Here is a 24,224-nt window from a genome sequence, read left to right on the forward strand (position 1 = left end):
TGCCCCCGGGGTCACGGGCGGGCGGTGGTCAGACGTCTGCCGAGGCGCTGGGCGGGGGCCTCGATGAGACGGTGGGTCAGGAGGCTGAGCGGGATCAGGACGAGGAAGTACAGCGCCAGGTCCGGGATCACGTGCAGCAGGATCGGGTGCAGCAGGTAGAGGGAGAAGCTGATCACGCCGAGCTGCGGCAGCCAGCGGGGGAACGCCCGCCCGCGCAGCGCGAGCCCGAGCGCGAAGGTGCCGAAGGCCAGCACGAGCGCCGTCGCCCAGGCGGGATCGTCCTTGGCGGGGATCCCGCATGTCAGCACCGCCGCCGTGGCGAGGGCGGCGGCACGCCAGGAGATCGTGCCGCGCTCGGCCCGGTACACCGCCGTGCCCGCGAACATCGACGCCAGGATGATCACGCCCTGCCAGGTGCCGCCCCGGCTGCCGAGGATCACGAGCGCCAGCCCGAGCAGGCCGCCGGCGCCCGCGGCGACGGCCCGGGCCCGGCCCCGGCAGAAGGCGGTCGCCGCGATGGCGGCGACGACCGCGAGGCCGAGCAGCGCTGCCGCCAGGTCGGCGGCGCCGTTGATCGAGGCTTTCGGCAGCAGCAGTCCCAGGGGTACGGCCAGCAGCGCCAGGCCGGCGGCGAGCCCGGCCGACCGGTGCGCCTGCCGGACCGTGAACAGCGCGACGCACATCAGGTAGAACGCCATCTCGTACGAGAGCGTCCACATCACGCCGATGACGGCGGGCAGGTTGAGCAGCTCCTGCAGCATCGTCAGGTTGCCCAGCAGGACCAACGCCAGAGGCCGCCGGTCGAGTCCCGGTTCGAGGGCGAGCAGGCCGGCGCAGGCGAGCAGGAGCACGAGGCCGCACGCGGCCAGCAGCAGTGGGAGGAGGCGGAAGGCCCGGCCGGCCCAGAAGGCGCGCAGGTCCCCGCGCCGCTCCAGGGAGGCGGGGATGATGTACCCGCTGACCAGGAAGAACACGAACACGCCCCACGTGCCGAAATCGATCAGGCGGTCCACTTCCGCCCAGGCGGCGGGGATGTAGGTCCAGCCGGCGTGGTGCATGGCGACGGCCAGCGCTGCCGGCCCCCGCAGGGCGTCCAGCCAGGCCAGCCGGTGGGGGGCCGCGAACATCTGACGGATTCTAGGTCATAAGTGACTATTTGCCGCCTTTGGTGAGGATGGCGCTGAACCGTCGTGCCGGGCCGTGCGTACCTCCAAATGTGCGTTGCCGCCAGCATGGTCACGGGTCGTCCGCTGTGGGAGCATGTGGGCCACGCACCACGGTCGCCGGGACCGCCGGCGTCCTCGCCCGTGTGGTCCCGACGGACGTTGCGGGGTGGCTATGAGGGCTTCCGCGCGAGTCCATGCCGGTGTCGTCGTCGGCGTGGGCGTCGTGGTGCTGGTCGCCGTCCTCTGGTTCGGCGGCGGCGCGGGCACGCCGGAGATCGCCGGGCTGCCCTCCGCGGGGCCGCTGGCCGAATGGGGTCTGCCGCTGGTGCGGTTGGGGCACGATCTGTGCGCAGTGGCGTGCGTCGGCACCCTGCTGGCCGCGGGCGTCCTGGCCCCCGCGGGCTCGCCGGAGTCGGCGCGATGCGTGCGCGCGGCCGGCTGGTGGGCGCTCGGCTGGGCGTTCGCCTCCCTCGCCGGCTACGTGCTGACCCTGTCGACCTTCTTCGCCCTGCCTCCGGCGCGGGTCGTCGCCGCCACGCACCTCCTCGGCTACGGCACGTCGCTCCCTCAGACCCAGGCGCTGCTGGTCGTGGTGGCCGCGACGTTCGTGGTGGCGCTGGCCACGCTCGTGCCGCGCCTGCCCCGGTGGATCCCGCTGGTGCCGGCCGTGGGCGCGCTGCTGCCGCCCGCGTACGTGGGCCACGCCTCCTCGGCGGCCGACCACGACATCGCGATCTCCGCGCTGATGGCGCACCTGGTGGGCGTGTCGGTGTGGGCGGGCGGCCTGTGCGCGGTGCTCGTGCACTTCCGCCGGTCCGGCGATCTGGACGTGGTGCTGCCCCGGTTCAGCACGATCGCGCTGTGCTGCTTCGTCGCGGTGGCCTGCTCGGGGCTGGCCGGCGGATGGGTGCGGCTGGGGACGCCGTCCGACCTGTGGCAGAGCACGTACGGCCTGCTCCTGCTCGGAAAGGTCGCCGTGCTGGCGGTCCTCGGATGGTTCGGCTGGAACCATCGCCGCCGCACCGTCACCGGCGTGGCGGATCGCGGGGTGCGGCGCACCTTCGTCCGGCTGGCGGTGGGCGAGGCGGCCGTGATGGCGGCGGCGATGGGCCTGGCCGTCGGCCTGTCCCGCACTCCACCGCCCGCGGGCGGCGACGGCGGCCACGTGGCGCACGGCATGCTGGAGTTCACGCTCGCGCCGTTCACCCCGGGCGCGCTGGTCACCGAGGCGCGGCTGGATCCGCTGGTCCTGCTGCTCCTCGCTCTGCCCGCCGCCGGCTATCTCGCGGGCATGCGCAGGACGGCCGCGTGGCCGGCGGGCCGGGCCATCGCCTGGCACGCCGGTCTGGCACTGGTCGCGCTGGTGCTGGTCGGCGGGGTCGGCGGCTACGCACGGGCGATGGCGTCCGTGTACGCCCTGCAGCACGTCACGCTCACCGTCATCGCTCCGCTGCTGCTCTGCCTGGGCGCCCCCGTCACCCTGGCGGGCCGGGCCACGACCGCCTCCTCCCAGTACGGCCACCTCGGCTCGCGCGCCTTCGGCCGGCGGATCACCCGGCCGGCCCTCCTGCTGACCGCCTACCCGGTGCTGTTCCTGCTGCTGTACGGGACCGCGTGGCTGCCCTGGTCGTTGTCCACCTACGGCTCCCACCTGGCCACCGAGGCGTTGTTCCTCGGCCTCGGGCTGGCCGTGTCGTGGGTGCTGGCGGGCGCCGACCCGCTGCCGCGGCCGTTCCCGTGGGCCGCGCGGGCCCGGCTGCTGGCGGTGGCCGCCGCGGTGCACCTGGCCCTCGGCGTGTACCTGCTGGCCGGGCCCCGCGTCGCGGCCGCCTGGTTCCTGCAGGTGGCCCCGGCCGGCGTGCCGGAGGCCGACCAGCGCCTGGCCGGGGCCGTCCACCTGATCGTGCCGCTGCTGGCCTTCGCGCCGCTGGCCGTGCGGCTGGCCCTGGAACGGCAGGCGGCGCGGGTGCGGGCCCGCCCGAGGGTCACGGAGCCGCGCGCCGGCTGACGTTCGTCAGTCGATCGGCGAGGGAGGCGGGGAGCCGAGCGCCGCCAGGTCCGCCCAGAACCCGTCGGGGATCACGGTGTCGGCGAGGCTCTCCAGCTGGGCCAGGCGTTCGGCCGAGGTGACGCCGACGACCGTGGAGTGGATGCGCGGCTCGGCGAGGGAGAAGTGCAGGGCCGCCGCCGCGAGCGTGATGCCCCACCGCTCGCACAGCGCCTTGAGCCGCTCGACGTGCGCCGCGAACTCGGGGGAGATCCGCCGGTAACCGTACCGTGCGGCGTGCCGCGGCGAGCCGCCCAGGATGCCGCCGCCGAAGGGAGCGGCGTTGAAGACCGTCATGTCCCTTTCCGTGGCGAGCCGCAGGATCTCCTCGGCGCGCCGGTCGACCAGGGTGTAGCGGTTGTGGGTGAGCACCGCGTCGAACGCGCCGGTGCGGATGTAGTCCTCCACCATGGTGCCGCCGCCGACGGCGATGCCGATCGCGCCGACGAGCCCCTGCTCGCGCAGCGCCACCAGGGCGGGCACGGCGCCGCCGCGGGCCATCGCCTCGCTGACCGTGATGGTCATCGGGTCGTGCAGGTGGTAGATCGGCAACGTCTCGACGCCGAGGCGGGAGATCGTCTCCTCCCAGGACCGCATGACCCGGTCACCGTCGAACACGCCCGTGCCGGTGTCGCGGTCGGCCTTGGAGAAGACCGTCACGCCGTCGGACGCCTGCTTGAGCGCGGCGCCGATCAGCGCCTCCGAGCGCCCGCCGGCGTAGTTGTTGGAGGTGTCCAGCTGGCGGAAGCGGCCCGACACCATCTTCTCGGCCAGCGCCTCGTCGCCGGGGTTCGCGCCGAGCCCCGACGTGCCGACGGTCAGCGGCTGGAGGGGCCCGTCGAGGCCGGGCACCCGGCGGCCCTGCTGATCCGTCATGTCCCGCTCCTTGTCACGCGCTCGGCGAAGGTCCTGCCGCCGATCATGCCATGGGCCGTCGAGGCGGCCCTCAGGGGGTGGAGTACGGCTTGAACGCGCGGTACGGCTCGGACATCGGGGGCACGTCGGCGACGAACCCGAACCGGCCGTCGCGCATCTGCTTGGCGGCGTCGAGGAACGAGCCGAGTGCGAACCGGGAGAGCGCGCCCCCGATGCTCACCCTCCGCACCCCGATCTCGGCGAGCTGCTCCAGCGTGATCGCCGGGTCGGCGAAGCCCATCACCACGTTGACCGGCCGGCCGACGGAGGAGACGACCGCCCGCATCTCGTCGAGCGTGCGCAACCCCGGCGCGTAGAGGACGTCGGCGCCCGCCTCCTCGAACGCCTGGAGGCGCATGATGGCGTCGCCGAGGTCGCCGGCGTCGTACAGCAGGCCTTCCGCCCTGGCGGTCAGGACGAGCGGGACGGGAAGCCCGCGCGTGACCTCGACGGCCGCCCGCACGCGCTCGACGGCGAGCCCGAAGTCGTAGATCGGTGTCCGGCGGTCACCGGTGGCGTCCTCGATGGACGCGCCGGCCACGCCGCACGCGCACGCGTCCGCGATCATCTTGGCGGCTTCGGCGGGGTCGTCGGCGAAGCCGTTCTCCAGGTCGGCGTTGACGGGCAGCGGGGTCGCCTCGCTGAGGACGCGGCAGTTGTCGAGGACGTCCTGCCGGGTGGCCCGGGTGCGGCCGGCCTGGTTGGCCACGCCGAGGCTGGTGGTGGCGAGCGCGTCGAAGCCCAGGGACGCCAGCAGCCGGGCCGTGCCGGCGTCCCACGGGTTGGGGAGCAGGAGCGGCCCGGGGCCTTCGTGGAGGGCCCGGAATCGTGTCGCGCGGGCCGTCTGGTCGGTCATGGTGCTCTCCCATCTGCGGTTACGCGTTCACTCTCGCCTCTCGTCGATAGATCAGTCAAATGCATGGTAAGGATGCGGACTATCAGGAATACTGATGGATGTGACAGTCGAGGAGATCGAGGCGTTCGCCGCCATCGCCGAGCTGGGCGGGTTCACGGAGGCGTCCAGGAAGCTCAACCGGTCGCAGCCCGCCATCAGCCGCCGCATCCGCGAGCTGGAGCAGTCGCTGGGCGCCGCCCTGTTCGAGCGGACCGGCCGCCGGGTGGCGCTCACCGACGCGGGCCGGGCGCTCCTGCCGTACGCGGAGGCCGCCCTGGCGGCGATGCGCGACGGAGAGCGTGCCGTACGCGACGCGGCCGAGCGGCCCGGCGGCGCCCAGACCCTCAGCCTGGCCATCGTCGGCACCCTGGCCGACTCGCACATCGTCGACGCGCTGCGCACGTTCGAGTCGAGGTTCCCCGAGGCCTCGGTCGAGCTGCGCACCGCGACGAGCCGCGAGGTGAGCGCGCTCGTCCGCGGCGGCGAGGCGTCTCTCGGCCTGCGCTATTTCCCCGACGCCGACCCCAAGCTGGAGTCGATCCCGCTCGGCGTCGAGAAACTCCTGGTCGTCGTGCCCGCCGCGCATCCGGTCACCGCCCGCCGCCTGCCGGACCTGCGGGCGTTCGAGGGCGAGCGCTGGCTGGGCTTCCCGCCCGAGCGGGGCCAGCCCGACTCCTTCGGCCACCTCCTCGACCACCGCTTGCCCGCGTCGGGGCTGGTGGGCGCCCCGATCACCAGGGTCGACAGCCTCACCGCGCAGAAGCGCCTGGTGCAGGCCGGTCTCGGCGTCGCCCTCATGCCCATCAGCAGCGTCCGGGAGGAGCTGCGGATCGGCAGCCTGCGGGCGGTCGAGGTGGCGGACCTGGACGCCGCGCTGCCCGTGGTCGTCATCCGCAGGCGGCGCGGCTACCGGAGCGGGCCGGCGGCGGCGTTCCTGCAGGTGCTGAAGGACCACACGCCCCAGCTGCTGGACTGACCACCTGCCTCTGGCGGCCCGCCGTCAGGAGCGCGGGCGGCGGGCTCTCATCGCGGCCGGGAGCGCGCCGCGGGTTCCGACGCGGAGCGCGCGCCCGTCGCCCGGCTGCCGCTCCACCGACATGCCGGCCCGGACCAGCGCGCGCACGCAGGCGCCCAGCCCGCTCCCGGCAGGCACGTGCCGCTCGGCGAAGGTGACCAGGAAGACGCCGTCGTGCCCGCCCTCGACGGCGAACCCGTCGGCGCCGCCCGTCGCGGCGCACCCTGACCGGCGCAGGAGCGCGCGGATGCGTTCGGCGTCGCGGTCGCGCTCGCTCCACAGGGGCCGGCCGCCGGTTCCCCGCCCGTACGTGGGCCCCTCGTCCGGCTTGGGAGTGCCCGGGGACCGGCTGCCGGCCGTGTGCGGTGCGCCGTGGACGCCCGGCCGGCCGCGGTCCCCGCCGGCCGCGGGGCGTCCTCGCCAGATCTTCGCCATGGGTCACACCTCCTCGGTCCGCCTCAGGCGGCCTCGCCCCTGCCCCGTGCGGCGGGAACGAAACGGGTCAGCCCGGGGGCGCGCGGTGCTCCACGAGGAGGAGCGCGATGTCGTCGGCGCGCTGGCTGGTGTGCGGGGCGTGGTTGAGCAGCGTGTCGCTGAGCTGGTGGACGGGCTCGCCCGCGGCGCGGCCGAAGTGTTCCGCGAGCTCGCCGATGGCCTGGCCCAGGTCGCCGCCGGGGGTCTCGACGAGGCCGTCGGTGTAGAGGGCGAGGACGGCGCCCGGCGGGAACGGCACCTGGACGGTGGGATATTCGGCGTCGGCCTGGACGCCGAGCAGGATGCCGGCGGGCACGTCGACGACCTCGGCGGGCTGGCCCGGCGGGCGCAGCAGGGGCGGCGGGTGCCCCGCGCTGGCGGCCCACAGCGTGCGCAGCCGCAGGTCGAAGTAGATGAGCAGGCAGCTGGTGAACAGGTCGGGGTCCAGGTCCATGAGCAGGCTGTTGGTGAGCTTGAGCACGTCGCCCGGGCTCGCTCCCGCGGCCGCGTAGGCGTGGATGGCGGTCCTGACCTGCCCCATGAGCGCGGCGGCCGTCACGTTGTGGCCCTGGACGTCCCCGATGATCGCCGCGGCCTTGGTGTCGCCCAGACGGATCAGGTCGTAGAAGTCGCCGCCGATCTCCACGCCGCGGGTGGCGGGCACGTAGCGGGCGGCCACGTCCAGCCCGTCGATCTTGGGCAGCCTGCGGGGGAGGAGCGAGGTCTGGAGGGTGTGGGCGAGCCGGTCCTTGGCGTCGTAGAGCAGGGCCCGGTCCAGGGCCTGGGCGATGAGCCCGGCCATCGCGGTGAGGCTGGCCCGCGTCTCGTCAGTGAACGGGTAGGGCTCGTCGAACGAGAGCAGGCACAAGCCGGCGACGGTCTCGGAGGTGCGCAGCGGCAGGAACGCCCAGGCGGCCATCCCGTCACTGACCTCGGCTCGCGGATATTTCCGGCGCAACTCATCCACATCGGAGAAGAAGGCGGGCTCCCCGGTGCGCAGGACGTCCTGCGAGGGGGCGGCCGAGGTCAGCGACCGGCGGTTGAAACGTTCGGCGACGCCGGGATCGTAGCCGTGCGAGCCGACGACCTTCAGCCTCCCGCCCTCGGCCACCATGATCGCCAGCGCCCGCGCGTCGAACACCGGCATGACGTGGTCGGCGACCATGTCGACGATCTCCTGCACGTCGAGGGTCCGGCTCAGCGCCGCCGCGAGATGGAGCAGGTTGTAGAAGACGTCCGCGCGGGGCAGGCTGACGCCGCCGGCGCCGGGCGCGTCCTGCCGCCGCGCCGATCGGTCGGCCGCCGCCTGGGTGACGTACAGGCTGAGGCCGGACGGGTCCGGATGCAGGCTGATGTGCAGGGGCCGGCCGGCCGGGCCCCGGACGAGGCAGGACGTGGCCTCCTGGCTGACGGCCGCCGCGCGGCAGCGGTCCTCGAACAGCGGGTCCTTCAGCCACGCCGCCGCCTCCCAGAGCCGCTCGCCCACCTTGCCCGCCAGGTCTTCGCCGAGCAGGCCGGCCGCCCCCGCGCCGACGAAGGTGAGCCGGCCCTCCAGGTCGAGGCCCACGCAGCCGTCGCGGAGCCGGTCCAGATAGCCGGCCGAGGCCAGGGCATGGTGCACGTCCGGCACCCCGGCCCACGCGGGGGCGAGGACGCGCGGCTCGTCCCCGGCGCGCGGCGGGCGCCCGTCGCGCGCCGCCTGGCCCATGAGGTCGCCGAGCCTGCGGGTGGCGTCGTCGATGGTGTCCCGCTCGTGAGGGGCGAGGTCGGGCGGGTGCGACGGCGGCCACATCAGGACCAGGGAGCCCCACACGGCCCCGTTCGACTGGATCGGGGTGGCGACCGCGGCGAACGGGTACGGCAGCGCGATCGCCGTCGCCGGGTAACGGTGGGCGAGCTCCTGGTAGCCCGGCACCCAGACGAGCCGGCGCTCGCGTACGGAGGCCGACACCGGGACGCCCGCGCTCACCCGCACCCGCGTCCATGGCTTGACGATCTGGGCGGGCAGCCCGGTCTCCGCCTCCATGAGCAGCACTTGGCCGTCGTCGGCCAGCAGGTAGACCGCGCCGATGTGCGCCCCTGTGTCGCGCACGGCCCGCGCCAGCACCTCGTCCACTTCGAAGGCATGGTGCGCGGCAGCGCTCACGACGCCGTCCTGCACGGCCTACCTCGCTCCGGCTCGTGGCGACGACGGTGCTGCGCTCCCATGACCAGCCATAGGCCAACGGTAAGTGCCCCTCCTTCAGATCAAGAACCCGCATTACCGGGTTCTGATGACAAGCTTGCAGAAACTTGGGCGTTCCGGACGGCACCTAACAAATGCGACAGACCTTCGGATGACGTACGGGTGAACACCCGAAGACTCCTGTGGTTCGGCGATGGCCGCCCTGTCCATCCTGGTATCTACTAGGTGGCCGATCATGCTGCGTTTCTCTACATTTGGCATGATCACACACCCCCAGGGAGATGTTCACCGTGAAGCGACTACTCGAAGGAACCCCTTTGCGCGCCGGTGTTGTCGCAGTCGCGCTGGCCGGCGGCATGCTGGCCGCGCCCACCGCAGGGGCGGCCGCGGCGACCGGCGGGCAGGCGGTCGTCTCGGTGTCGCAGGCGGCCGCCTCGACCGCCGCCGCGCGCCCGCGTAACGGAAAGATCATTTATGACCGCTACACCGGTGGCGGCGGACGGCTGAAGATCAGGAACGGCACCTCGAAGGACGGCGTCGTCACCCTGGTCAAGGGCAGGACCAAGGCGGTGAGCATCTACGTCCGCGCGCGGTCGTCCGCGAGCATCAACGACATCAGGAGCGGCACCTACCGGGTCTACTTCACCACCGGCTACCGGTTCGACACCAAGAAGCGCAAGTTCACCAGGAACGCCTCCTACCAGCGGTTCGACCAGCGGCTGAGGTTCACCTCCACCAACGGCTGGAGCCTGACGCTCAACCAGGTCAGGGGCGGCAACGCCAGGACGCGCTCGGTCAACCCGAAGGACTTCCCGACCTGATGACACGGTGTTTCTCGTGGCCGGCCACGAGAAACACGGGGTGCCGGCACTCCGCGCCGCCACCGGCTCGCGCAGGCGGGCGGTGCGGAGACCCGCCGGTGATGCCGGGGATCGTCCTGGCCGGCTCGCCGAAGCGGGAGGCAGGACCTTCGGGTCGCGCCGCCGGCACCGTGGGGGCGCGGACCAAGGACGGTGCTCCTACCTGCCCGCGTCGAGCCCGCGAGGGCTCAGTAGTGCCTGCGCCATCTGGGCTCGGGGGTCCTGACGCGGTGGCGGCAGCCGTCCCACGCGATGCGGCCCAGGTTGATGTGGCCGGTGCAGAAGCGGAAGCCGGTGATCCTGCTGAGCCAGGTGCGGCGGGTGCGGCAGCCGCCCTGGGGCGCCTGGGCGGTCCACTCCTGGTCGCGGGTGGTGGTGTACTCGGCCCTGATGGAGGTGTCGTCGCGGACCTTGTCGCACACGGTGATCCGCTTGCGGTCGGCGTCCACGAGGACGGAGCCTTCGCGCGCGTCGTAGGTGGCCACCCGGGGCCCGTCCCCCGCCAGGGCGGGGGCGGCGGCCAGAGCGAGTGTCGCCGCGGTCGCCACGGTCGCCACGGTCGCGGTGAGGACGCGCTCGAGCATGTCTGACTCCCTTGTCCGCAAGAGCCCGGAGCGCTCGCCGTGTCGTGGGTGTTGGTTCCGCTCCGGGAAGAAAGGCGTGAACTCACCCACTGTGACCGCCCATGGGGGAGAAGTCCCGCAGGTCGGCACGCTCCCGATAGGGCTTGGCCAACACTTGGCCGGTCCGGCGGACGGCCCGGGTGCTCTATGCCAGGAGCAGGATGACTCGTGTCACTTTCCTGAGCCGCGAGACTCCTTCTGCTCCTGCGGGTGGGTGGCCAGGGCCTCGACGGTCACGTCCATCCACTTCCACATGGGCAGCGATGCCAGCGCGTCGTGCAGCTCGGCGGGGTCGCCGGCCTCGTAGAGGCCGCCATGGCTCTCCTGTCGACGGGGCGGCGACGTCCTGGCCCACCAGTAGAACCGGACGCATGAGCGCGTGTGGTCGGGCATCGGAACCGGTCTCACCGCGACAAATGTCCGAGGTGGCGGCGGGATCCCATGCGGTAGGCGCCGGCGCGCATGGCAGGATTGTGCGGCCGGGGGAGGGAGGACAGGTGCGTCGTGTGGTGGCGGCGGTCGTGGCGATCGCCCTGGCCGCGGGATGCGGCGGCCCCGGGACCACGCCGCAGCCGAGCGCCGGGCCGGCGAGTGCGGAGCCGACCGGCGGCGCGGTGGTCTCGCTCACCTTCGACGACGGCCTGCGGCGCCAGGAGCGGATGGCGCGGGAGCTGACCGAGCGCGGCATGGCCGGCACCTTCTACGTCCACAGCACCCGCGTCCAGGCCGCCGGCCACCTCGACGGGGCCCAGTTGGCGCGGATGGCGCGGGCGGGGCACGAGATCGGCGGGCACACCCGCACCCACGCCCGGCTGCCCGAGCTCCACCCCGACGAGCAGCGCAGAGAGGTGTGCGGCGACCGGGCGGGGCTGGCCGCGCTGGGCTTCACCGCGAAATCGTTCGCCTACCCGTTCCACGCCGTCGACGCGGCGGCCGAGGCCGTGGTGAAGGAGTGCGGCTACAGCAGCGGCAGGGGCCGGGCGGGAGCCGCTGGGGAGCGGACCGCTCCGGCGGACCCGTACAACCTGAGGACGCCGCTGTCGGTCGGTGCGCGCACCACGCTCGCGCAGGCCCAGCAGTACGTGATCGCGGCCGAACGGCGCAAGGGCTGGGCGATCCTCGTCTTCCACGACTACTGCGCCGGCTGCGGCCCGCTGGGGGTCGACCCCGAGCTGTTCACCGGGCTCCTCGACTGGCTGCGGGGCCGCGCGGTCGCCGTGCGCACCGTCGGCGACGTCATCGGCGGCGACGCGCGGCCCGTGCCGCCGGTCAGGGCCCCGTCGATCGTGCTGAACGCCTCGCTGGAGAACTATTTCGGCAAGGAGGGGCTCCCCGACTGCTGGCAGCTCGACGGGAGCTCCGCGACGGCCGCGTTCGGCCGGGTGGCGGGCGCGCGCGGCGGGCGCTGGGCCGGCCACATCGAGGTGAGCGGGAGCGACCCGGCACGGCTCAGGCTGGCGATCAAGCAGGACGGGGGCGCGTGCGCGCCCAGTCCGGGCGAGACCTCGACGGTGTCGGTCTGGTACACGTCGACCGCCCCCGTACGGTTCGCGGTCAGCACCCGGTCGGGCGACGGGGTGTGGTCGGGCTGGACCACCGGCCCCGAGTTCCCCGCCGCGCGCACCTGGCGGCAGGCCACCTGGAAGCCCCGGCTGCCGGACGCCGCCGGGATCAGCTTCGGCCTGGTGCTGGCGGCGCCGGGTCAGGCCACCTTCGACGACTTCGCGCTGCGCTGAAGCACGTTCGCGAAGGCGGCCAGCGCGTACTCCGGGTGCGTGCGCTCGCGCACCAGCGAGGCCGTGCTCAGCAGCGCGGCGCGGAAGTCGCGGTCCGACAGCGCCTTGAGCGCCTTGGCCGCCGCGGCCGCCCAGTCGCCCGGCGGGTAGAGGGCCTCCTCGGGGAGGATCTCGGGCAGCGCCCCGACCGACGGCGCGATCACCGGGCAGCCCCGCACCAGCGCCTCGGCGACCGACATGCCGAACGACTCGTCGGTCGTCGTCGAGACGGTCAGGCCTCCGTTCGCCCCGATGGCGGAATAGAGGGCGGGCATCTGGTCGTAGTCGACCCGCGGCAGCCAGCGGGCCGCGCCGAGGGCGGGCGAGGTGGCGAGCTTGGTGGTCAGCGCCGACACCTCGCTCTCCGGGGCGGTGTACCCGCCGACGAGCAGCGGCGTGACCCTGGGACGCGCGGAGGCGATCCGGTCGAGCAGGTCGGCGGCGGCCCGCCAGCGCTTGTGCCCGTCCAGCTTGCCGATCCAGGCCACCGGGGTGGTGTCGAGCGCGGGCGGGACGGTCTCGGCGTACCAGCGCTCGTCCAGGCAGTTGGGCACCACGCTGATCGGCGACAGCCCCAGCGCTCCCAGCTTGGCGCGCATGTACTCGCTCACGGTCACGATGTGGCCGGGGCTGACGGAGAGCTCGCCCAGATAGGACAGGTTCGCCGTGGTGGTGTGCACCTCGAGGATCAGCGACCCGGGGGAGCCCGCGCGCTGCCACGCCGACAGGAAGCCGGGGCTGTCGATCACGACGAGCACGTCGGGAGCGGCCTGCCTGATGGCGGCCTCGCGAGCCTCGTCGGTGGCCGCCACCCTGGCCACGCCCGGCGGGAAGTGGCCGACCATGCCGTGGTCGGCCTCGTAGAGCACGCCGATCTCGAACTCGGCCGAGAAGTGCGTGTAGCGGTTGAGCAACTGGGTCGACACGCCGCCGAGCACGCCGTAGCGGTAGCAGAACAGCACTTTCACCGGCACTCCAGCAGCGTCAGCAGCCCCTCGCGGCCCTTGCGCGCGACCCGTTCGGCCATCTCGGAGTACGCGTCCGCCCGGCACTCCCAGGTGTTGACCGCGAGCCAGGCCCGGACCTCGGCGGCGTCGGGCGCCGTGCCGGCGACCTGCGGCAGCGCGGCGACGAACTCCGCCGCGGACTCCGTCACGTGGACGCCCGGGTAGCCGGCGCACTGCGGGAAGTAGGTCGTCAGCACCGGCAGGCCGAGATGCAGGTACTCGTACACCTTGATCGGGTCGACGGCGTCGGCCAGCGCGCCGTTCCTGAACGGGACCAGCGCCAGCGCCCACCCGGTGCTGAGCTCGGCCAGCTCCTGGTGGCCGAGCAGCCCGAGCAGGCGTACGTTCTCCGGCAGCCGCAGGTCGGGGTGCTGGTGGCCGGCCAGCTCGAAGGTGTACTGGGGGTGGGCCCTGGCGGCGCGGAGCACCAGGTCCCAGTCGAACCACTTGTCCGTCAGATGCCCGAAGTAGCCGATCCTGGTGGCGCCGGGCCGGCGCGGCGAGGGCGGCGCGGGGAAGGCCGGGTCGAGCGCGTTGGCGTTGACGCTCACCGGGCGGCCGCCCAGCGTCTCCATCTTCCTGGCCAGCGGCTCGGAGACCGCGGTGACCACGTCGGCGTGCGCGACGAGGTAACGCTCGAAGCCAGGGTGGTACCACTTCGCCATGCCGACCTTGGCGAACTCCTCCCAGTCGTCGCGCGCGTCGTAGATCGTCACCCAGCCGTGCGAGGCGGCGTGGGTCAGCGTCCGCACCATCGTCTCGTGCGGGAACGACGCGAACAACAACTTGCGCTTGCCGCCGAAGTCCGCGCCCAGCACCTCGTCGAGCAGCATGGGCGTGAGGTCGATCGGGCTCTGGAACAGCAGCGGATCGGGGTGCGACGGCAGCGGATCGCTGTCGCGCCAGCGGTAGTAGTTGAAGAAGACCGGGCAGTCGCGGCCGAGGTAGACGCGGGTCAGGCGGATGGGCCGGTTGCCCCGGGCCTCCTGCACGAACGTGGTGCCCGAGAACATGAGCACCACCTCGGCGCCCGCGGCCGCCCTGGCACGGTCGATCCACTCGCGCAGCGCGATCCGTATCTCCTGCTCCTGCCGGGGCGGCGCGGCCGCGGCGGGCGGCGGCTCCGTGGCGGGGGAGGTCAGGTCACGAGCGGGCGGCAGCGTGACGATTGTGCGGGTCGGCGTGGCAGGGGCGGCCGAGGCCGGCGCCGTCCTGCCCGGCTGCCCCGGATCGGGCCGTCCCGGGCGGCGCAGCTGCCGGTAGACGGAGAGCATGCGCCAGGCTCGCGACGAGCGGATCCTGCTGACCTGCTCGCGGTAGTCCGCCAGCCGGCCGGTCACGGTCTCCAGCTTGTCGCGTAATCGCGCGTTCTCCTGGCGCAGCTTCGCCTCGGCCGTGACGACCTTGTCCAGGCGGTGCTGGGTGAGGGAGTGGCGGTGCCGCTCGCCGTTGTAGACCGTACGGAGCCTGGACAGCTCCGCCTGGTGAGTCCGCTGCTCCTCCTCGAGCCCGGAGATGCGCGCGCGCAGGCCGTCCAGCGTGCGCGCGTGCGCGTCATCGGCGGTCCGCGTGGCCTGGCTGTGGGCCGCCTCCGCCGCCTGCAGGTCCTCGGCCTGGGCGCGGACGAGAGCGCGCAGCTCGTCGCGCTGGGCGGCGACGGCGTCGGCCGTCTCGCGGAGCGACTCCATGCCGGCGCTCAGCCCGTTGATCGACTCCAGCAGCCGGTCGCGCTCCTCCTCCGCGGCGCCGGCCGCCTCGCGCAGCAGGCCGAGCTCGGTCTCCGCCGCGTGCAGGCCGGCGCGCTGGCGGTCGCGGTCGTCCGCCAGCGCGACGAGCCGCTCCTGCAGCTCGTTCCGTTCCGCGGCCGCGCTGCCGGCGAGCTCGGTGGAGAGCCGGGTGACGGTGTCCTGCAGCGACGACAGCTGGTCGAGGACCTGCTGCCCCGCCCCGCTCTCGCCGAGCCGTTCCTTCAGCTCGGCGTTGGCCACGGTGACGTCACGGTAGAGGCGGTTGGCCCGCGCCAGCTTGTCGCGCAGGTCGCGCGCCTGCTCCTCCAGCCGCTCCTCGCGCTGGAGGAAGTCGGCCTCCTCCTGGCTGAGCCGGAAGGCGGGGACGGCGCGCGGGTCCTCCCGCCGTACGGCCACCACGGCGATGTGCCGCGCCAGCACGGTCAGCTCGCCGACCTTGAACAGGGGGTTGATCAGGCGGCGCAGGCCGGCGCGGTAGAAGGTGCGGCGGTGGTCGTGGTGCGGCATCAGCCCATGAGGTACGGACACCAGCAGCGTCCCGCCGGGCGCGAGCACCCGGTGCAGCTCGGTCAGCACCGCCCTCGGGTCCGCCACGTGCTCCAGCAGCTCTCCGGCGACGGCCGCGTCGAAGCAGCCGTCGGGGAAGGAGAGGCGCTCGCCGTCGCAGAGCACGAAGGCGAGCCGCCCGGCCGTGTCACCGGCCGTGTCGCTCACCGTGTCGCCGGTCGTGTCGCCAGTCGTGTCACCGGCCGGCTCGCCGGGCGGTTCGGCGGCCAGACCGGCGGCGAAGGCGACGGCCTCCTCCTCGATGTCGACGCCGATCACGTGGTCGCCGCGGCGGGCGGCGAGGATGGACAGGGTCCCCTGGGAGCAGCCCAGGTCGAGGATCCGCCCCGAGGGAAGGCGATCGAGCAGCCAGTGCAGCCGGTTCCTGGTCAGCTCCTGGGTCTCGGGGTCGACATCTATCCCGTTGTAGGCAAAATGGACGCGATCGTGGTTCATGTGGGCTGGGACCCCTGAAGGATGATCAGTGAGGGCCCGACATTACCATTTTCACGAAATAGCCGTTAAAGGCGGTATGCATGGTGCCTGTGGTGCGTAAGCTCATCGTCGCGATGGTCGGCGTGAGCTGCCTGAGCGGGTGCACCACCTCGGAGCCCCCCGCGGCGCGCAAGCCGTCCTCGGTCGCGGCGACGCAGGCCCCGGTCAGCCTCCTGCGGGAGACCGTGTCCGGCCTGCGGGCCGACGACCAGCTCTACGTGCCGCTCGACGCGCTGGCCAAGCGGCTCGAACTCGCCGTCTCCACCGGCGCCGACGGTGTCGTCAGGGCCGAGTACGTCGAGGACGAGACCCCGCTGATCGACAAGCACGATCCGCGCGGCCCCTGGCTGCACTTCGCCGACGTGGACGTCACCACCTGGCGGCGCATCTCCATCGGGCCGGACGGCATCCCGGTCAGCACGTACGACTTCGGCAGGTTCCAGTATCCGGTCGAGGTCGTCCAGTACGGCATGGAGAACTACAGCAAGTGGGTCGCCACCGGCGACGAGAAGTACCGGCCGAAGGCCGAGACCGTGGCCCGCTGGCTGCTGGAGCATCAGGACGGCAAGGGCGGCTGGCCGGTGCCCTTCGCGTACTCCTACCGCGACGGGCTGGCGGGCGAATTACGGGCAGGCTGGTATTCGGGGATGGCCCAGGGCATCGGGGCCGCCTTCCTGGCCAAGATGTACGACAAGACCCGCGAGTCACGCTACGGCGACGCCGCGCTGCGGGCGCTCGGCCCTCTGAGGACCACGGTGGAGAAGGGCGGTGTGCGGCGCGACTTCGAGGGGCACGACTGGTTCGAGGAATACCCGACCCCCACCCCCACGCACGTGCTCAACGGCTACCTGTTCGCCCTGCTCGGCGTGTACGACGTCGGCGAGCTCATGGACGACGCGGCGGCGCGGGAGATGTTCGAGGAGGGCCTCGAGACCCTGGACAGGGTCCTGCCGCTCTACGACCTGTCGTCCAGGACCAGCTACGACCTGCTCCACTACACGCGGACCCCGGCGACGGCGCCCAACCCCGCCCGGTGGAGCTACCACGCGCTGCACGTCACCCAGCTGTCGGCGCTGGACGCGATCACCGGAGGGCGCTACAGCGCGATCGAGGAGCGCTGGCTCGGCTACCTCCACGGCAAGGCCCTGCCCGGCAACTAGCTGTACAGTCCACTGACCGATCTTGGGAGGGTTCGAGGGATGCGCCGCTTGCTTCTCGTGCTGGGGATGTCCCTGGGCGCGCTGGTGGTGCTGGGAGCGCTCGGCGCCGGCGGGTTCCTCGTCTACACGGCCAGCCTCGACAGCGGCATCACCCGCCAGCCGATGGCCATGCCGACCTCGAAGGAGGAGGAGAAGCAGCGACCGCGGGCGAAGCCCGGCCACGGCGAGACGTGGCTCCTCGTGGGCACCGACCTCAGGTCGGGCGAGCCCAGCACGGGAGGCGCCGCCAGGACGGGGGACCGGCGCCTCGGCTCGCAGCGCGCCGACACGATCATGCTGGCCCACCTGTCCGAGGACGGCGGGCACGCCGCCATCGTGTCGATCCCGCGCGACTCCTGGGTGACCGTCCCCGGCCGCGGCAGAGCCAAGATCAACGCGGCGTTCGCCTGGGGCGGGCCCGCCCTGCTGATCAGGACCATCGAGAAGCTCACCGGCGTCAGGGTCGACCACTACGCCGCGATCGACTTCAAGGGGTTCCCCGAGGTCATCGACGCCGTCGAGGGGGTCGACGTGAAGGTGGCAAGGACCGTGCGCGACACGCACAGCGGCCTCACCTGGACGGCCGGCCGCCACCACCTCGACGGCGAGCAGGCCCTCGCGTTCGTCCGGCAGCGCCACGACCTGCCCGGCGGCGACTTCGACCGGATCAAACGCCAGCAGGCGGTGCTGAACGCCCTGGCCGACCGGGTGCTGAGCGCCGGCACCCTGGCCAGCCCGCTCAAGGTCGACGGGCTCCTGCGCGCGATCACCAGGTCGATCACCGTGGACGAGGGCGTGACGGCGTCGATGCTCAGGAGCAGGCTCGGCGACCTGGCAGGGCTGGAGGACTCCGCCTTCTTCACGATGCCCACCCGCGGCACCGGCACGGAGGCCGGGCAGAGCGTCGTCTACCTGGACGATCGCAAGACCCGCGAGCTGAGCGACGCGATCAAGGCCGACCGGGCCCGCGACTACGTCAAGCGCAACGGCCAGGGCAACCAGGTCAAGCAGGTCCGCTGAGCCGCCGCTGCCGGGCGGTCACTCGTCGCGGATGTTCCAGACGCGCACGGTCCAGTCCGAACTCGCCGAGACCACGACAGGAACGCCCCCGGCCCCGCCGCCATCCGTGCCGCCGTCCTTCCTGCCGCCCACTCTGCCGGTGGCCAGCGCGTACACCGGGCCGGCATGGCCGCGGATCGCCTTGCCCGCCGCCTCGCCGGTGCGCAGGTCCCACACGCGCAGCGACCGGTCGTCGCCCGCCGAGACCACCCGCTCGCCGTCGGCCGCCAGCGCCCGCACCCAGTCGGTGTGCCCGGTGAGCGGCCCGCCGACGGCGGTGCCCGTGATCAGGTCCCAGCGGCGCAGCGTACGGTCCTCGCCCGCCGACACCGCGACGGGACGGCCGCCGACCACGGTGGCGGTCACCGCGAGGACGGCGCCGTCGTGGCCGGTCAGCGGGTCGCCGATCTGCTCGCCCGCGGTGAGGTCCCACAACCGCAGCTCGTGGTCCTCGCTCGCGGAGATCACCACGGTCCTGCCTTCGACGGCGGCGGACGCCAGCGCCCTGATCGGCTTGCCGTGCCCGGGCAGGGGCGGCCCGGCGGGCGCGCCAGTGGCGGCGTTCCACCGGTGCAGGCGCCCGTCGGCGCCGCCGGAGACGATCAGGTCGCCGGCGAAAGTGACGGCGTTGACGCTGCCCCGGTGGCCGGTGAGCGGCGTGCCGAGCGCCGCCCGGGTGTCCAGCCGCCACCTGCGCAGCGACCCGCCGGCGTCGCCGCTGACGGCCACCGGCCTTCCGTCGAGCGTGCCCGTGGCCAGCGCCTTGATCTCGTCGGTGTGGCCGAGCAGCGGGCTGCCGACGGGCGCGCCCGTCGCGGGGTCGGACATCCTGACGGTCCTGTCCGACCCGCCGGAGACCGTCACGGGCCGGCCGCCCACGGTGGCCGGCGCGACCGCCCTGACCTCGTCGGAATGCCCGGGATTGCCGGCGGCCACGGCCGAGGCGGTCCACGTGGTCAGGTCCCACGTCCGCATGGACTTGTCGGCGCCGCCGGAGAACGCGCGCGGCGCGCCGTCGACCACGGCCGCCGTCACCGCGGTGACGAACCCCGTATGCCCGGTGAGCGGGGTGCCCACCGGCTCGCCCGCGGTGTCCCAGCCGCGGATCACTCCGTCGCGGCCGGCGCCCAGCAGCGTCCAGGACGTGCCCGACCGGACCGCCGCGAGTGAGATCACCACCTCGGGCAGGTCGCCGATCGTGTGAACCGAGCCGGAGCCGAGGTCCCACACCCTGACCGTCTTGTCGTCGGAGGCGGAGACGACCGCCTCCGGCGTGGCGGCCAGCGCCCGCACCCAGTCGGTGTGGCCGGGGCGGGCCGGGCCGGCGGGCTTGCCGGTGCGAAGATCCCAGAACCGCAGCACGCCGTCCTTGCCCGCGCTCACCGCGACCGGCTCGCCGTCCATGGTGGTGGCGGCGACGGCGAGCACGGCGCCGGTGTGACCGGTGAGAGGGCTGCCGATGGGGTGGCCGGTGGTGAGGTCCCAGACGCGTACGGTCTTGTCGTCGCTGCCGCTGACGGCGACGGGCCTGCCGTCGACCGTGGTGGTGGCGACGGCGAGCACGGCGCCGGTGTGGCCGGTCAGGGGGCCGCCCCTGGGGTGGCCGGTGGTGAGGTCCCAGACGCGTACGGTCCTGTCGTCGCTGCCGCTGACCGCGACGGGTGCGCCGCCGACCGTGGCCGTCGCCACCGCGCGCACCCAGTCGCCGTGACCGGGCATCGGCGCGCCGATCGGCCGCGCCGTGCGCCCGTCCCACCGCCGCAGGGTGCCGTCCTCGCTGGCCGTCACCGTGACCGGGCGGCCGCCGACCTCTGCCGTGCCGACGGCGGTCACGGCCGCGAAGTGGCCGGTGGGCCGCCAGCCGACCGGGCTGCCGAAGCCGGCGGCGGCCGCCGGGGAACCGGGCGGCGTCCTCGTGGCCTCGATCAGCCGGGGCACCAGCACCGCGCCCGCTCCGATCAGCGCCACCAGCACCGTTCCCGCCACGGCGAGCCGCCCCAAGCCCCGGCGGGAGAACAGGGTCGGCGGCGTGGCGCCGGTCGGCTGCGAGACCGGGCCGGAGCCCTGCGCCTGGACCGGCCCGGCGGTTGCGGGCACCGGGGTGGGCGGCGCGAACGGCGTGACCGGGCCTGACGACGAGGCCGGCGACGGTGCCGGCGATGGGCCCCACGACGGGACCGGCGGCCCCGTTGCCGGCTCCGTCGCCGAGAGGGCCGGCCACGGCTGCCCGCCCTGGCCGGGCCCCGCCGAGGGCACGATGAGGGCGTTGAGCACCTGGCGGGCGGTCGGCCGCGCTTCGGGCGGGCGTATCAGGCAGGAGGTGATGACCGAGCGCAGCGGCTCGGCGATCCCGCCGAGGTCGATCTCCTTCTGGCGCAACGTGATGGCCATGGCGGCGATCGTGCTGCCGCTGAAGAGCGGCCGGCCCAGCGCCGCGAACGCCATCGTCAGGCCCCAGCTGAACAGGTCGGAGGCCGGGGTGACGCGCTCGCCCGCCAGCTGCTCGGGGGACATGTAGGCGGGAGTGCCCAGGACTCCCGTGACGGTCACCGTCTTGTCGCCGAACGCGCGCGCCACGCCGAAGTCGATCACGTAGGGGCCGTCCGGGCCGAGCAGGACGTTGCTGGGCTTGAAGTCGCGGTGGACGATGCCGGCGTTGTGGATGGAGACCAGCGCCGTGGAGGTGTTGACGGCCAGCCGCATGAGCGCGGAGGCGTCGAGCGGCCCTCTGGCCAGGACGTGCTGCTGCAGCGACTCTCCGGCGATGTAGTCGCTGACCATGTAGAGGCGGCCGTCGCTGATGCCGTGACCCAGCACGCGCACCGTGCAGAACGAGGCGACCTTGGAGGCCACCTCGATCTCCCGCTGGAACCGTAATCTGGACTCGACGTCGGACGCGTCGACGGAGTTCATCGTCTTGATCGCCACGAGCTGCTCGTCGTCGCCGACTCCGAGATAGACCGTGCCCTGGCCGCCCTCGCCGATGCGGCCCGTGATCCGATAGTGGTCCACGGACCTGGGATCTCCGGGCCTGAGAGGCTGGACGTCCGGCACGAGTCTCCTGGGCGGGGGCGGGCTGCGGCTGACCTCGATCATAGGGCCACAGGGCCCACCCCCTCCTCCTCCTGCTCTTCCTACGGGCGCACCTCGTAGACCATGTTGAACGGCGTCCGCGCCGCCTCACGGAACCGGGTGAAGCCCGCCTCCGTGACGACCTCGCGGATCGCGGCGCTCCCGGCCTGCGCGCCCAGCGCGTACCCGCCCGGCTGGGACAGGGCGCTGGGCACGCAGAGGAACGTGGACGCGCTGTAGTACAGCCGCCCCAGCGGGTGGAGGTTCTCCTCGACCCGGTCGGCGGCCAGCGGCTCCACCAGGAGCCACGTACCGTCGGCAGCCAGCGCCCCGCGCACCCGCCGGGCCGCGCCGAGCGGGTCGCCCATGTCGTGCAGGCAGTCGAACATCGCCACCAGGTCGAAGTCCGTGCCGCTGAAGTCCTGCGCGCCGGCGACCTCGAAGCCGACCCGGTCGGCCAGCCCGGCCTCCGCGGCCCGCTTGCGCGCCAGCGCGATCGACTCGGCGTGGTAGTCCGAGCCGAGAACCGTGGTGCGCGGGTACGCCTTGGCGAGCAGCAGCGACGACGAGCCGAGGCCGCAGCCGACGTCGGCGGCCCTGGCCCCGGCGGTGAGCTTCGCGTCGACCCCCTCCAGCGCCGGGATCCAGTGCGGGATCAGCTCCGCCGCGTACCCCGCGCGGAAGAACGCGTCGCACCCGACGAAGACGTCCTCGTCGTGCTCGTGCCAGCCGACGCCGGCGCCCGTGCGGAACGCCTCCGTGATGCGCGGCTCCGAGCGCAGCATCCCCAGGGCGATGAGGAACGCCGCCGGCACGTTCGGGCCGTCCGGGTCGGCCAGGCAGAACGCCTGCTCCTCGCTCAGCGAGAACCGGCCGGTCTCCGGCTCGTAGCCGACGTACCCGCCGGCGGCCTGGCCCCGCAGCCACTCGGTCAGGTAGCGCGGGTGGCACCCGGTGCGCTCGGCGAACTCCTCGGGTGTCGCCGGGCCCTGCGCGAGCGCGCGGTAGAGGCCCAGCCGCTGGCCGACCACGACCGAGCCGGCGGCCTCGGTGGCCGCCATGTCGGCCACGACCCGGCCCAGGAACTCGTTGACCTTCTCGCGGTCCATCCCCCGTCTCCTTCCTTGTCAGGCCGGCTTCCACCGGCCTCAACCCCCAAGGTCGGCACATGCCCTGACATGGCGAAGGCACGCGCAGGACGGGCGGGGTTCCGGGAGCGGGAGGCCAGCCCGCGCGGTGTCGGTGACGCCCGCGTCGAGGGCGATGCCGACGAGCCGCCTGGCCTATTAGTGACGCGTACGGATCCGGCGGACCACCAGCCCGGCGACGACGGCCGCGGCGGCCCCCAGCAGCGCCAGCACCAGGAACACGATCGTCGCCGGCCAGGGCCAGGCGCTGCCGTTCAGCCCGACGCCGGTCACCGGATACTCCAGCGTCTTCGCCGTCCACCGGGCCGTCTGCACGTCGTACGTACGGGCGATGTCGCGCAGCACCGGATCGAACGCGAACTCCTCCTCGGCGTGCAGGTACACCGGCCGCAGACCCGCCGCGGGGGCCACCACCTGCCCGCGGGCGGCGTCCAGGCCGGGCACGAGCAGGCGGTCGAGCCCATCCGCGGCGGCCGCGACCGTCGAGCGCGGCACGAAGGTCAGGCCGTGCCGGGAGCGGAACGGCCCGTCGCCCAGCGCGATGGTGCGCCCGACCATGGCGTGCTCGGTGTACGAGATGAACGCGGAGGCCAGCTCCAGCTCACCGATGCCGCCGGCGACCCGGATGCCGATGGACGAAGGGCCCGGCTGGTAGGAGGAGTTGAGCGCGACCACCACGTCAGGCGGCTGGAGCTCGGACGCGGGGATCCGCGCGGAAGCGCCGGGGGCGTAGTGCCGCCAGTGCACCCTGCGCGCCGCCTCCCGCGCGGCGCCGGGGTCGACCAGCCGTTCGAGCACGCGCAGGGCGCCGTCGATGCCGGACAACACGCCGGCCGTGGTGATGAGGTTCCCGTCGTCGACGTAGCGCACGCCGGTCACCCACCCGACGTCGGGGAAGTCGTCGCGCAGCCCGGCCATCCGCAACCAGTGGGAGGTCGCGGGCCTGCCGTCCAGCAGCCCGCTCGCCGCGAGCGTGCGCGCCCCGTTGCAGACGCTCATCGCCACCGCGCCGGCGGCCGACTGCTCCCGCAGCCAGCGGGTGATCGAGCCGAGCTCGGCGGGGCCGGGGTCGTCCATGGCGGGGACCACCACGGCGTCGAGCGTGTCGTTCCGGTCGCTCAGCAGCCGTGCGAGCTCGCCGAAGGTCAGGTCGGGCACCAGATCCAGGCCGCCGGTCAGGGGCGCCAGCCGGGCGCCGGGAGAGACGACGTAGGTGTTGACCCGGCCGGTGCCCGCCAGCACCTCGTACGGCCCGAGCAGGTCCGCCACGTTCGTGCCGCTGCCGCCGGCCAGCAGGGCCACCGTCGGCTTGGCCGGGTCGTGCGCCTTCGGCGCCGGCCGGGCGCTCACCGCGTCCGCGCGGGCCGTGTACAGGTCGCCGAACTTGCCGACGGTGTTCACCGCGGAGACCGCGCCGGGAAGCAGCAGCGCCGCCAGGACGACGGCCGTCCCGCGGAACCACCTGCCCCGGAACCTGAACCGGTGCCGGGGATCGGCGTACTCCGCGCGCCGCCACACCATGGCCGCCGCCATGAGCACGAGCGGGATCACATGCCCGATGAGCGACACCCGAGCGGCCGGTAACACACCGAACCAGTAAGGGACGAGCAGCACGGGGAACGGCAGGAACACCGACAGCCCCATCTCGGCGATCCGCGGCCGGGCGTGCCTGCGCACCAGCATCCAGATCGCCACACCGGCGGCCATGCCGGCCGCCATGAGCAGGAGGTAGACGTCGAACCGGCCCACCTCCAGCACCGAGACCCACAGGGGGTCGAGCAGCATCATCCCGAGGGCCGCCGCGATGACCAGCTCGAGGTAGTGCCAGACGAGGCGGGCGGCGGTGCGCGCCCCGCCTGCCGACCGCGAGGGACGACGTTCGTGGTTCGTCATGCCGGACTCCTGACGTGAAGGACGTTGAGGCCCCTCACGCTAGGAAGGCCGGCGCGCCGCCGAATCAGTGAAGTCGCCGGTCCTCGCGCCGGCCTTCGTGCT

The 24,224-nt window shown here is 73.6% G+C and carries 18 protein-coding genes; 6 read left to right on the forward strand and 12 right to left on the reverse strand.

The window, feature by feature from the left end; genetic code table 11:
* Positions 1-11: 11 nt before the first annotated feature.
* The gene (locus tag ABGB01_RS28520) at positions 12-1,127 is read right to left on the reverse strand and encodes an acyltransferase (RefSeq protein WP_347776603.1); all 1,116 of its coding nucleotides are present in this window, start codon (positions 1,125-1,127) and stop codon (positions 12-14) included.
* Between the two features lie 211 nt (positions 1,128-1,338).
* Here ABGB01_RS28520 and ABGB01_RS28525 point away from each other — a divergent pair, with 211 nt between their 5' ends.
* Positions 1,339-3,174 carry a cytochrome c oxidase assembly protein gene (locus tag ABGB01_RS28525; RefSeq protein ID WP_347776604.1) on the forward strand — a complete coding sequence of 612 codons (1,836 nt, stop codon included), beginning with the start codon at positions 1,339-1,341 and terminating at the stop codon, positions 3,172-3,174.
* Positions 3,175-3,180: 6 nt separating this feature from the next.
* Here the strand turns inward: ABGB01_RS28525 and ABGB01_RS28530 are convergent, their stop codons facing one another.
* Both ABGB01_RS28530 and ABGB01_RS28535 read right to left on the reverse strand, forming a co-directional pair.
* Entirely contained in the window at positions 3,181-4,089 is a 909-nt protein-coding gene (locus ABGB01_RS28530; protein ID WP_347776605.1) for an aldo/keto reductase, read from the reverse strand.
* 70 nt (positions 4,090-4,159) lie between these two features.
* Positions 4,160-4,984, reverse strand: a complete 825-nt coding sequence (locus tag ABGB01_RS28535; protein ID WP_347776606.1) for an isocitrate lyase/phosphoenolpyruvate mutase family protein — start codon at positions 4,982-4,984, stop codon at positions 4,160-4,162.
* A 94-nt stretch (positions 4,985-5,078) separates the two neighbouring features.
* Between ABGB01_RS28535 and ABGB01_RS28540 the strand changes: the two genes are divergently transcribed.
* The gene (locus tag ABGB01_RS28540) at positions 5,079-5,999 is read left to right on the forward strand and encodes a LysR family transcriptional regulator (RefSeq protein ID WP_347776607.1); all 921 of its coding nucleotides are present in this window, start codon (positions 5,079-5,081) and stop codon (positions 5,997-5,999) included.
* A gap of 24 nt (positions 6,000-6,023) precedes the next feature.
* On the opposite strand, the gene ABGB01_RS28545 is transcribed toward ABGB01_RS28540, so the two are convergent.
* Both ABGB01_RS28545 and ABGB01_RS28550 read right to left on the reverse strand, forming a co-directional pair.
* Entirely contained in the window at positions 6,024-6,473 is a 450-nt protein-coding gene (locus ABGB01_RS28545; RefSeq protein WP_347776608.1) for a hypothetical protein, read from the reverse strand.
* A 67-nt stretch (positions 6,474-6,540) separates the two neighbouring features.
* Complete coding sequence (locus ABGB01_RS28550; protein WP_347776609.1) at positions 6,541-8,658, reverse strand: SpoIIE family protein phosphatase; 2,118 nt, start codon at positions 8,656-8,658, stop codon at positions 6,541-6,543.
* 356 nt (positions 8,659-9,014) lie between these two features.
* Between ABGB01_RS28550 and ABGB01_RS28555 the strand changes: the two genes are divergently transcribed.
* Positions 9,015-9,518 carry a hypothetical protein gene (locus tag ABGB01_RS28555; RefSeq protein WP_347776610.1) on the forward strand — a complete coding sequence of 168 codons (504 nt, stop codon included), beginning with the start codon at positions 9,015-9,017 and terminating at the stop codon, positions 9,516-9,518.
* 227 nt (positions 9,519-9,745) lie between these two features.
* On the opposite strand, the gene ABGB01_RS28560 is transcribed toward ABGB01_RS28555, so the two are convergent.
* The gene (locus ABGB01_RS28560; protein WP_347776611.1) at positions 9,746-10,141 is read right to left on the reverse strand and encodes a hypothetical protein; all 396 of its coding nucleotides are present in this window, start codon (positions 10,139-10,141) and stop codon (positions 9,746-9,748) included.
* Between the two features lie 210 nt (positions 10,142-10,351).
* Complete coding sequence (locus ABGB01_RS28565; protein WP_347776612.1) at positions 10,352-10,588, reverse strand: muconolactone Delta-isomerase family protein; 237 nt, start codon at positions 10,586-10,588, stop codon at positions 10,352-10,354.
* Positions 10,589-10,677: 89 nt separating this feature from the next.
* Between ABGB01_RS28565 and ABGB01_RS28570 the strand changes: the two genes are divergently transcribed.
* Complete coding sequence (locus tag ABGB01_RS28570; protein ID WP_347776613.1) at positions 10,678-11,916, forward strand: polysaccharide deacetylase family protein; 1,239 nt, start codon at positions 10,678-10,680, stop codon at positions 11,914-11,916.
* Here ABGB01_RS28570 and ABGB01_RS28575 read toward each other — a convergent pair.
* Both ABGB01_RS28575 and ABGB01_RS28580 read right to left on the reverse strand, forming a co-directional pair.
* Complete coding sequence (locus tag ABGB01_RS28575; protein WP_347776614.1) at positions 11,883-12,923, reverse strand: glycosyltransferase family 4 protein; 1,041 nt, start codon at positions 12,921-12,923, stop codon at positions 11,883-11,885. The genes ABGB01_RS28570 and ABGB01_RS28575 overlap by 34 nt on opposite strands.
* Positions 12,920-15,712 (reverse strand): methyltransferase domain-containing protein, encoded by a 2,793-nt coding sequence (locus tag ABGB01_RS28580; RefSeq protein ID WP_347776615.1) that lies wholly within the window; start codon positions 15,710-15,712, stop codon positions 12,920-12,922. Before ABGB01_RS28580 ends, ABGB01_RS28575 begins: the two co-directional genes overlap by 4 nt.
* 92 nt (positions 15,713-15,804) lie before the next feature.
* On the opposite strand from ABGB01_RS28580, the gene ABGB01_RS28585 reads away from it, so the two are divergent.
* Entirely contained in the window at positions 15,805-16,911 is a 1,107-nt protein-coding gene (locus ABGB01_RS28585; RefSeq protein ID WP_347776616.1) for a D-glucuronyl C5-epimerase family protein, read from the forward strand.
* A 39-nt stretch (positions 16,912-16,950) separates the two neighbouring features.
* On the forward strand, positions 16,951-17,970 hold the full coding sequence (locus ABGB01_RS28590; RefSeq protein ID WP_347776617.1) for an LCP family protein: 1,020 nt from the start codon (positions 16,951-16,953) through the stop codon (positions 17,968-17,970).
* An 18-nt stretch (positions 17,971-17,988) separates the two neighbouring features.
* Here ABGB01_RS28590 and ABGB01_RS28595 read toward each other — a convergent pair whose 3' ends face one another.
* The 3 genes from ABGB01_RS28595 to ABGB01_RS28605 form a co-directional block, all read right to left on the reverse strand.
* Positions 17,989-21,021, reverse strand: a complete 3,033-nt coding sequence (locus ABGB01_RS28595) for a protein kinase (protein ID WP_347776618.1) — start codon at positions 21,019-21,021, stop codon at positions 17,989-17,991.
* 122 nt (positions 21,022-21,143) lie between these two features.
* A complete protein-coding gene (locus ABGB01_RS28600) occupies positions 21,144-22,190 on the reverse strand; it encodes a class I SAM-dependent methyltransferase (RefSeq protein WP_347776619.1) in 1,047 nt (348 codons plus the stop codon).
* Positions 22,191-22,367: 177 nt separating this feature from the next.
* Entirely contained in the window at positions 22,368-24,122 is a 1,755-nt protein-coding gene (locus tag ABGB01_RS28605) for a DJ-1/PfpI family protein (protein ID WP_347776620.1), read from the reverse strand.
* Positions 24,123-24,224 lie beyond the last annotated feature (102 nt).

It is taken from the genome of Nonomuraea sp. B5E05, from assembly GCF_039880665.1.
Lineage (GTDB): Bacteria > Actinomycetota > Actinomycetes > Streptosporangiales > Streptosporangiaceae > Nonomuraea.

What these genes read in the sequence shown, in the direction of transcription:
- ABGB01_RS28560 (WP_347776611.1), bottom strand. Translation starts at nt 10,141, where the DNA reads ATGCTCGAGCGCGTCCTCACCGCGACCGTGGCGACCGTGGCGACCGCG.
- ABGB01_RS28520 (WP_347776603.1), bottom strand. Translation starts at nt 1,127, where the DNA reads ATGTTCGCGGCCCCCCACCGGCTGGCCTGGCTGGACGCCCTGCGGGGG.
- ABGB01_RS28590 (WP_347776617.1), top strand. Translation starts at nt 16,951, where the DNA reads ATGCGCCGCTTGCTTCTCGTGCTGGGGATGTCCCTGGGCGCGCTGGTG.
- ABGB01_RS28540 (WP_347776607.1), top strand. Translation starts at nt 5,079, where the DNA reads ATGGATGTGACAGTCGAGGAGATCGAGGCGTTCGCCGCCATCGCCGAG.
- ABGB01_RS28530 (WP_347776605.1), bottom strand. Translation starts at nt 4,089, where the DNA reads ATGACGGATCAGCAGGGCCGCCGGGTGCCCGGCCTCGACGGGCCCCTC.
- ABGB01_RS28535 (WP_347776606.1), bottom strand. Translation starts at nt 4,984, where the DNA reads ATGACCGACCAGACGGCCCGCGCGACACGATTCCGGGCCCTCCACGAA.
- ABGB01_RS28605 (WP_347776620.1), bottom strand. Translation starts at nt 24,122, where the DNA reads ATGACGAACCACGAACGTCGTCCCTCGCGGTCGGCAGGCGGGGCGCGC.
- ABGB01_RS28580 (WP_347776615.1), bottom strand. Translation starts at nt 15,712, where the DNA reads ATGAACCACGATCGCGTCCATTTTGCCTACAACGGGATAGATGTCGAC.
- ABGB01_RS28545 (WP_347776608.1), bottom strand. Translation starts at nt 6,473, where the DNA reads ATGGCGAAGATCTGGCGAGGACGCCCCGCGGCCGGCGGGGACCGCGGC.
- ABGB01_RS28600 (WP_347776619.1), bottom strand. Translation starts at nt 22,190, where the DNA reads ATGGACCGCGAGAAGGTCAACGAGTTCCTGGGCCGGGTCGTGGCCGAC.
- ABGB01_RS28525 (WP_347776604.1), top strand. Translation starts at nt 1,339, where the DNA reads ATGAGGGCTTCCGCGCGAGTCCATGCCGGTGTCGTCGTCGGCGTGGGC.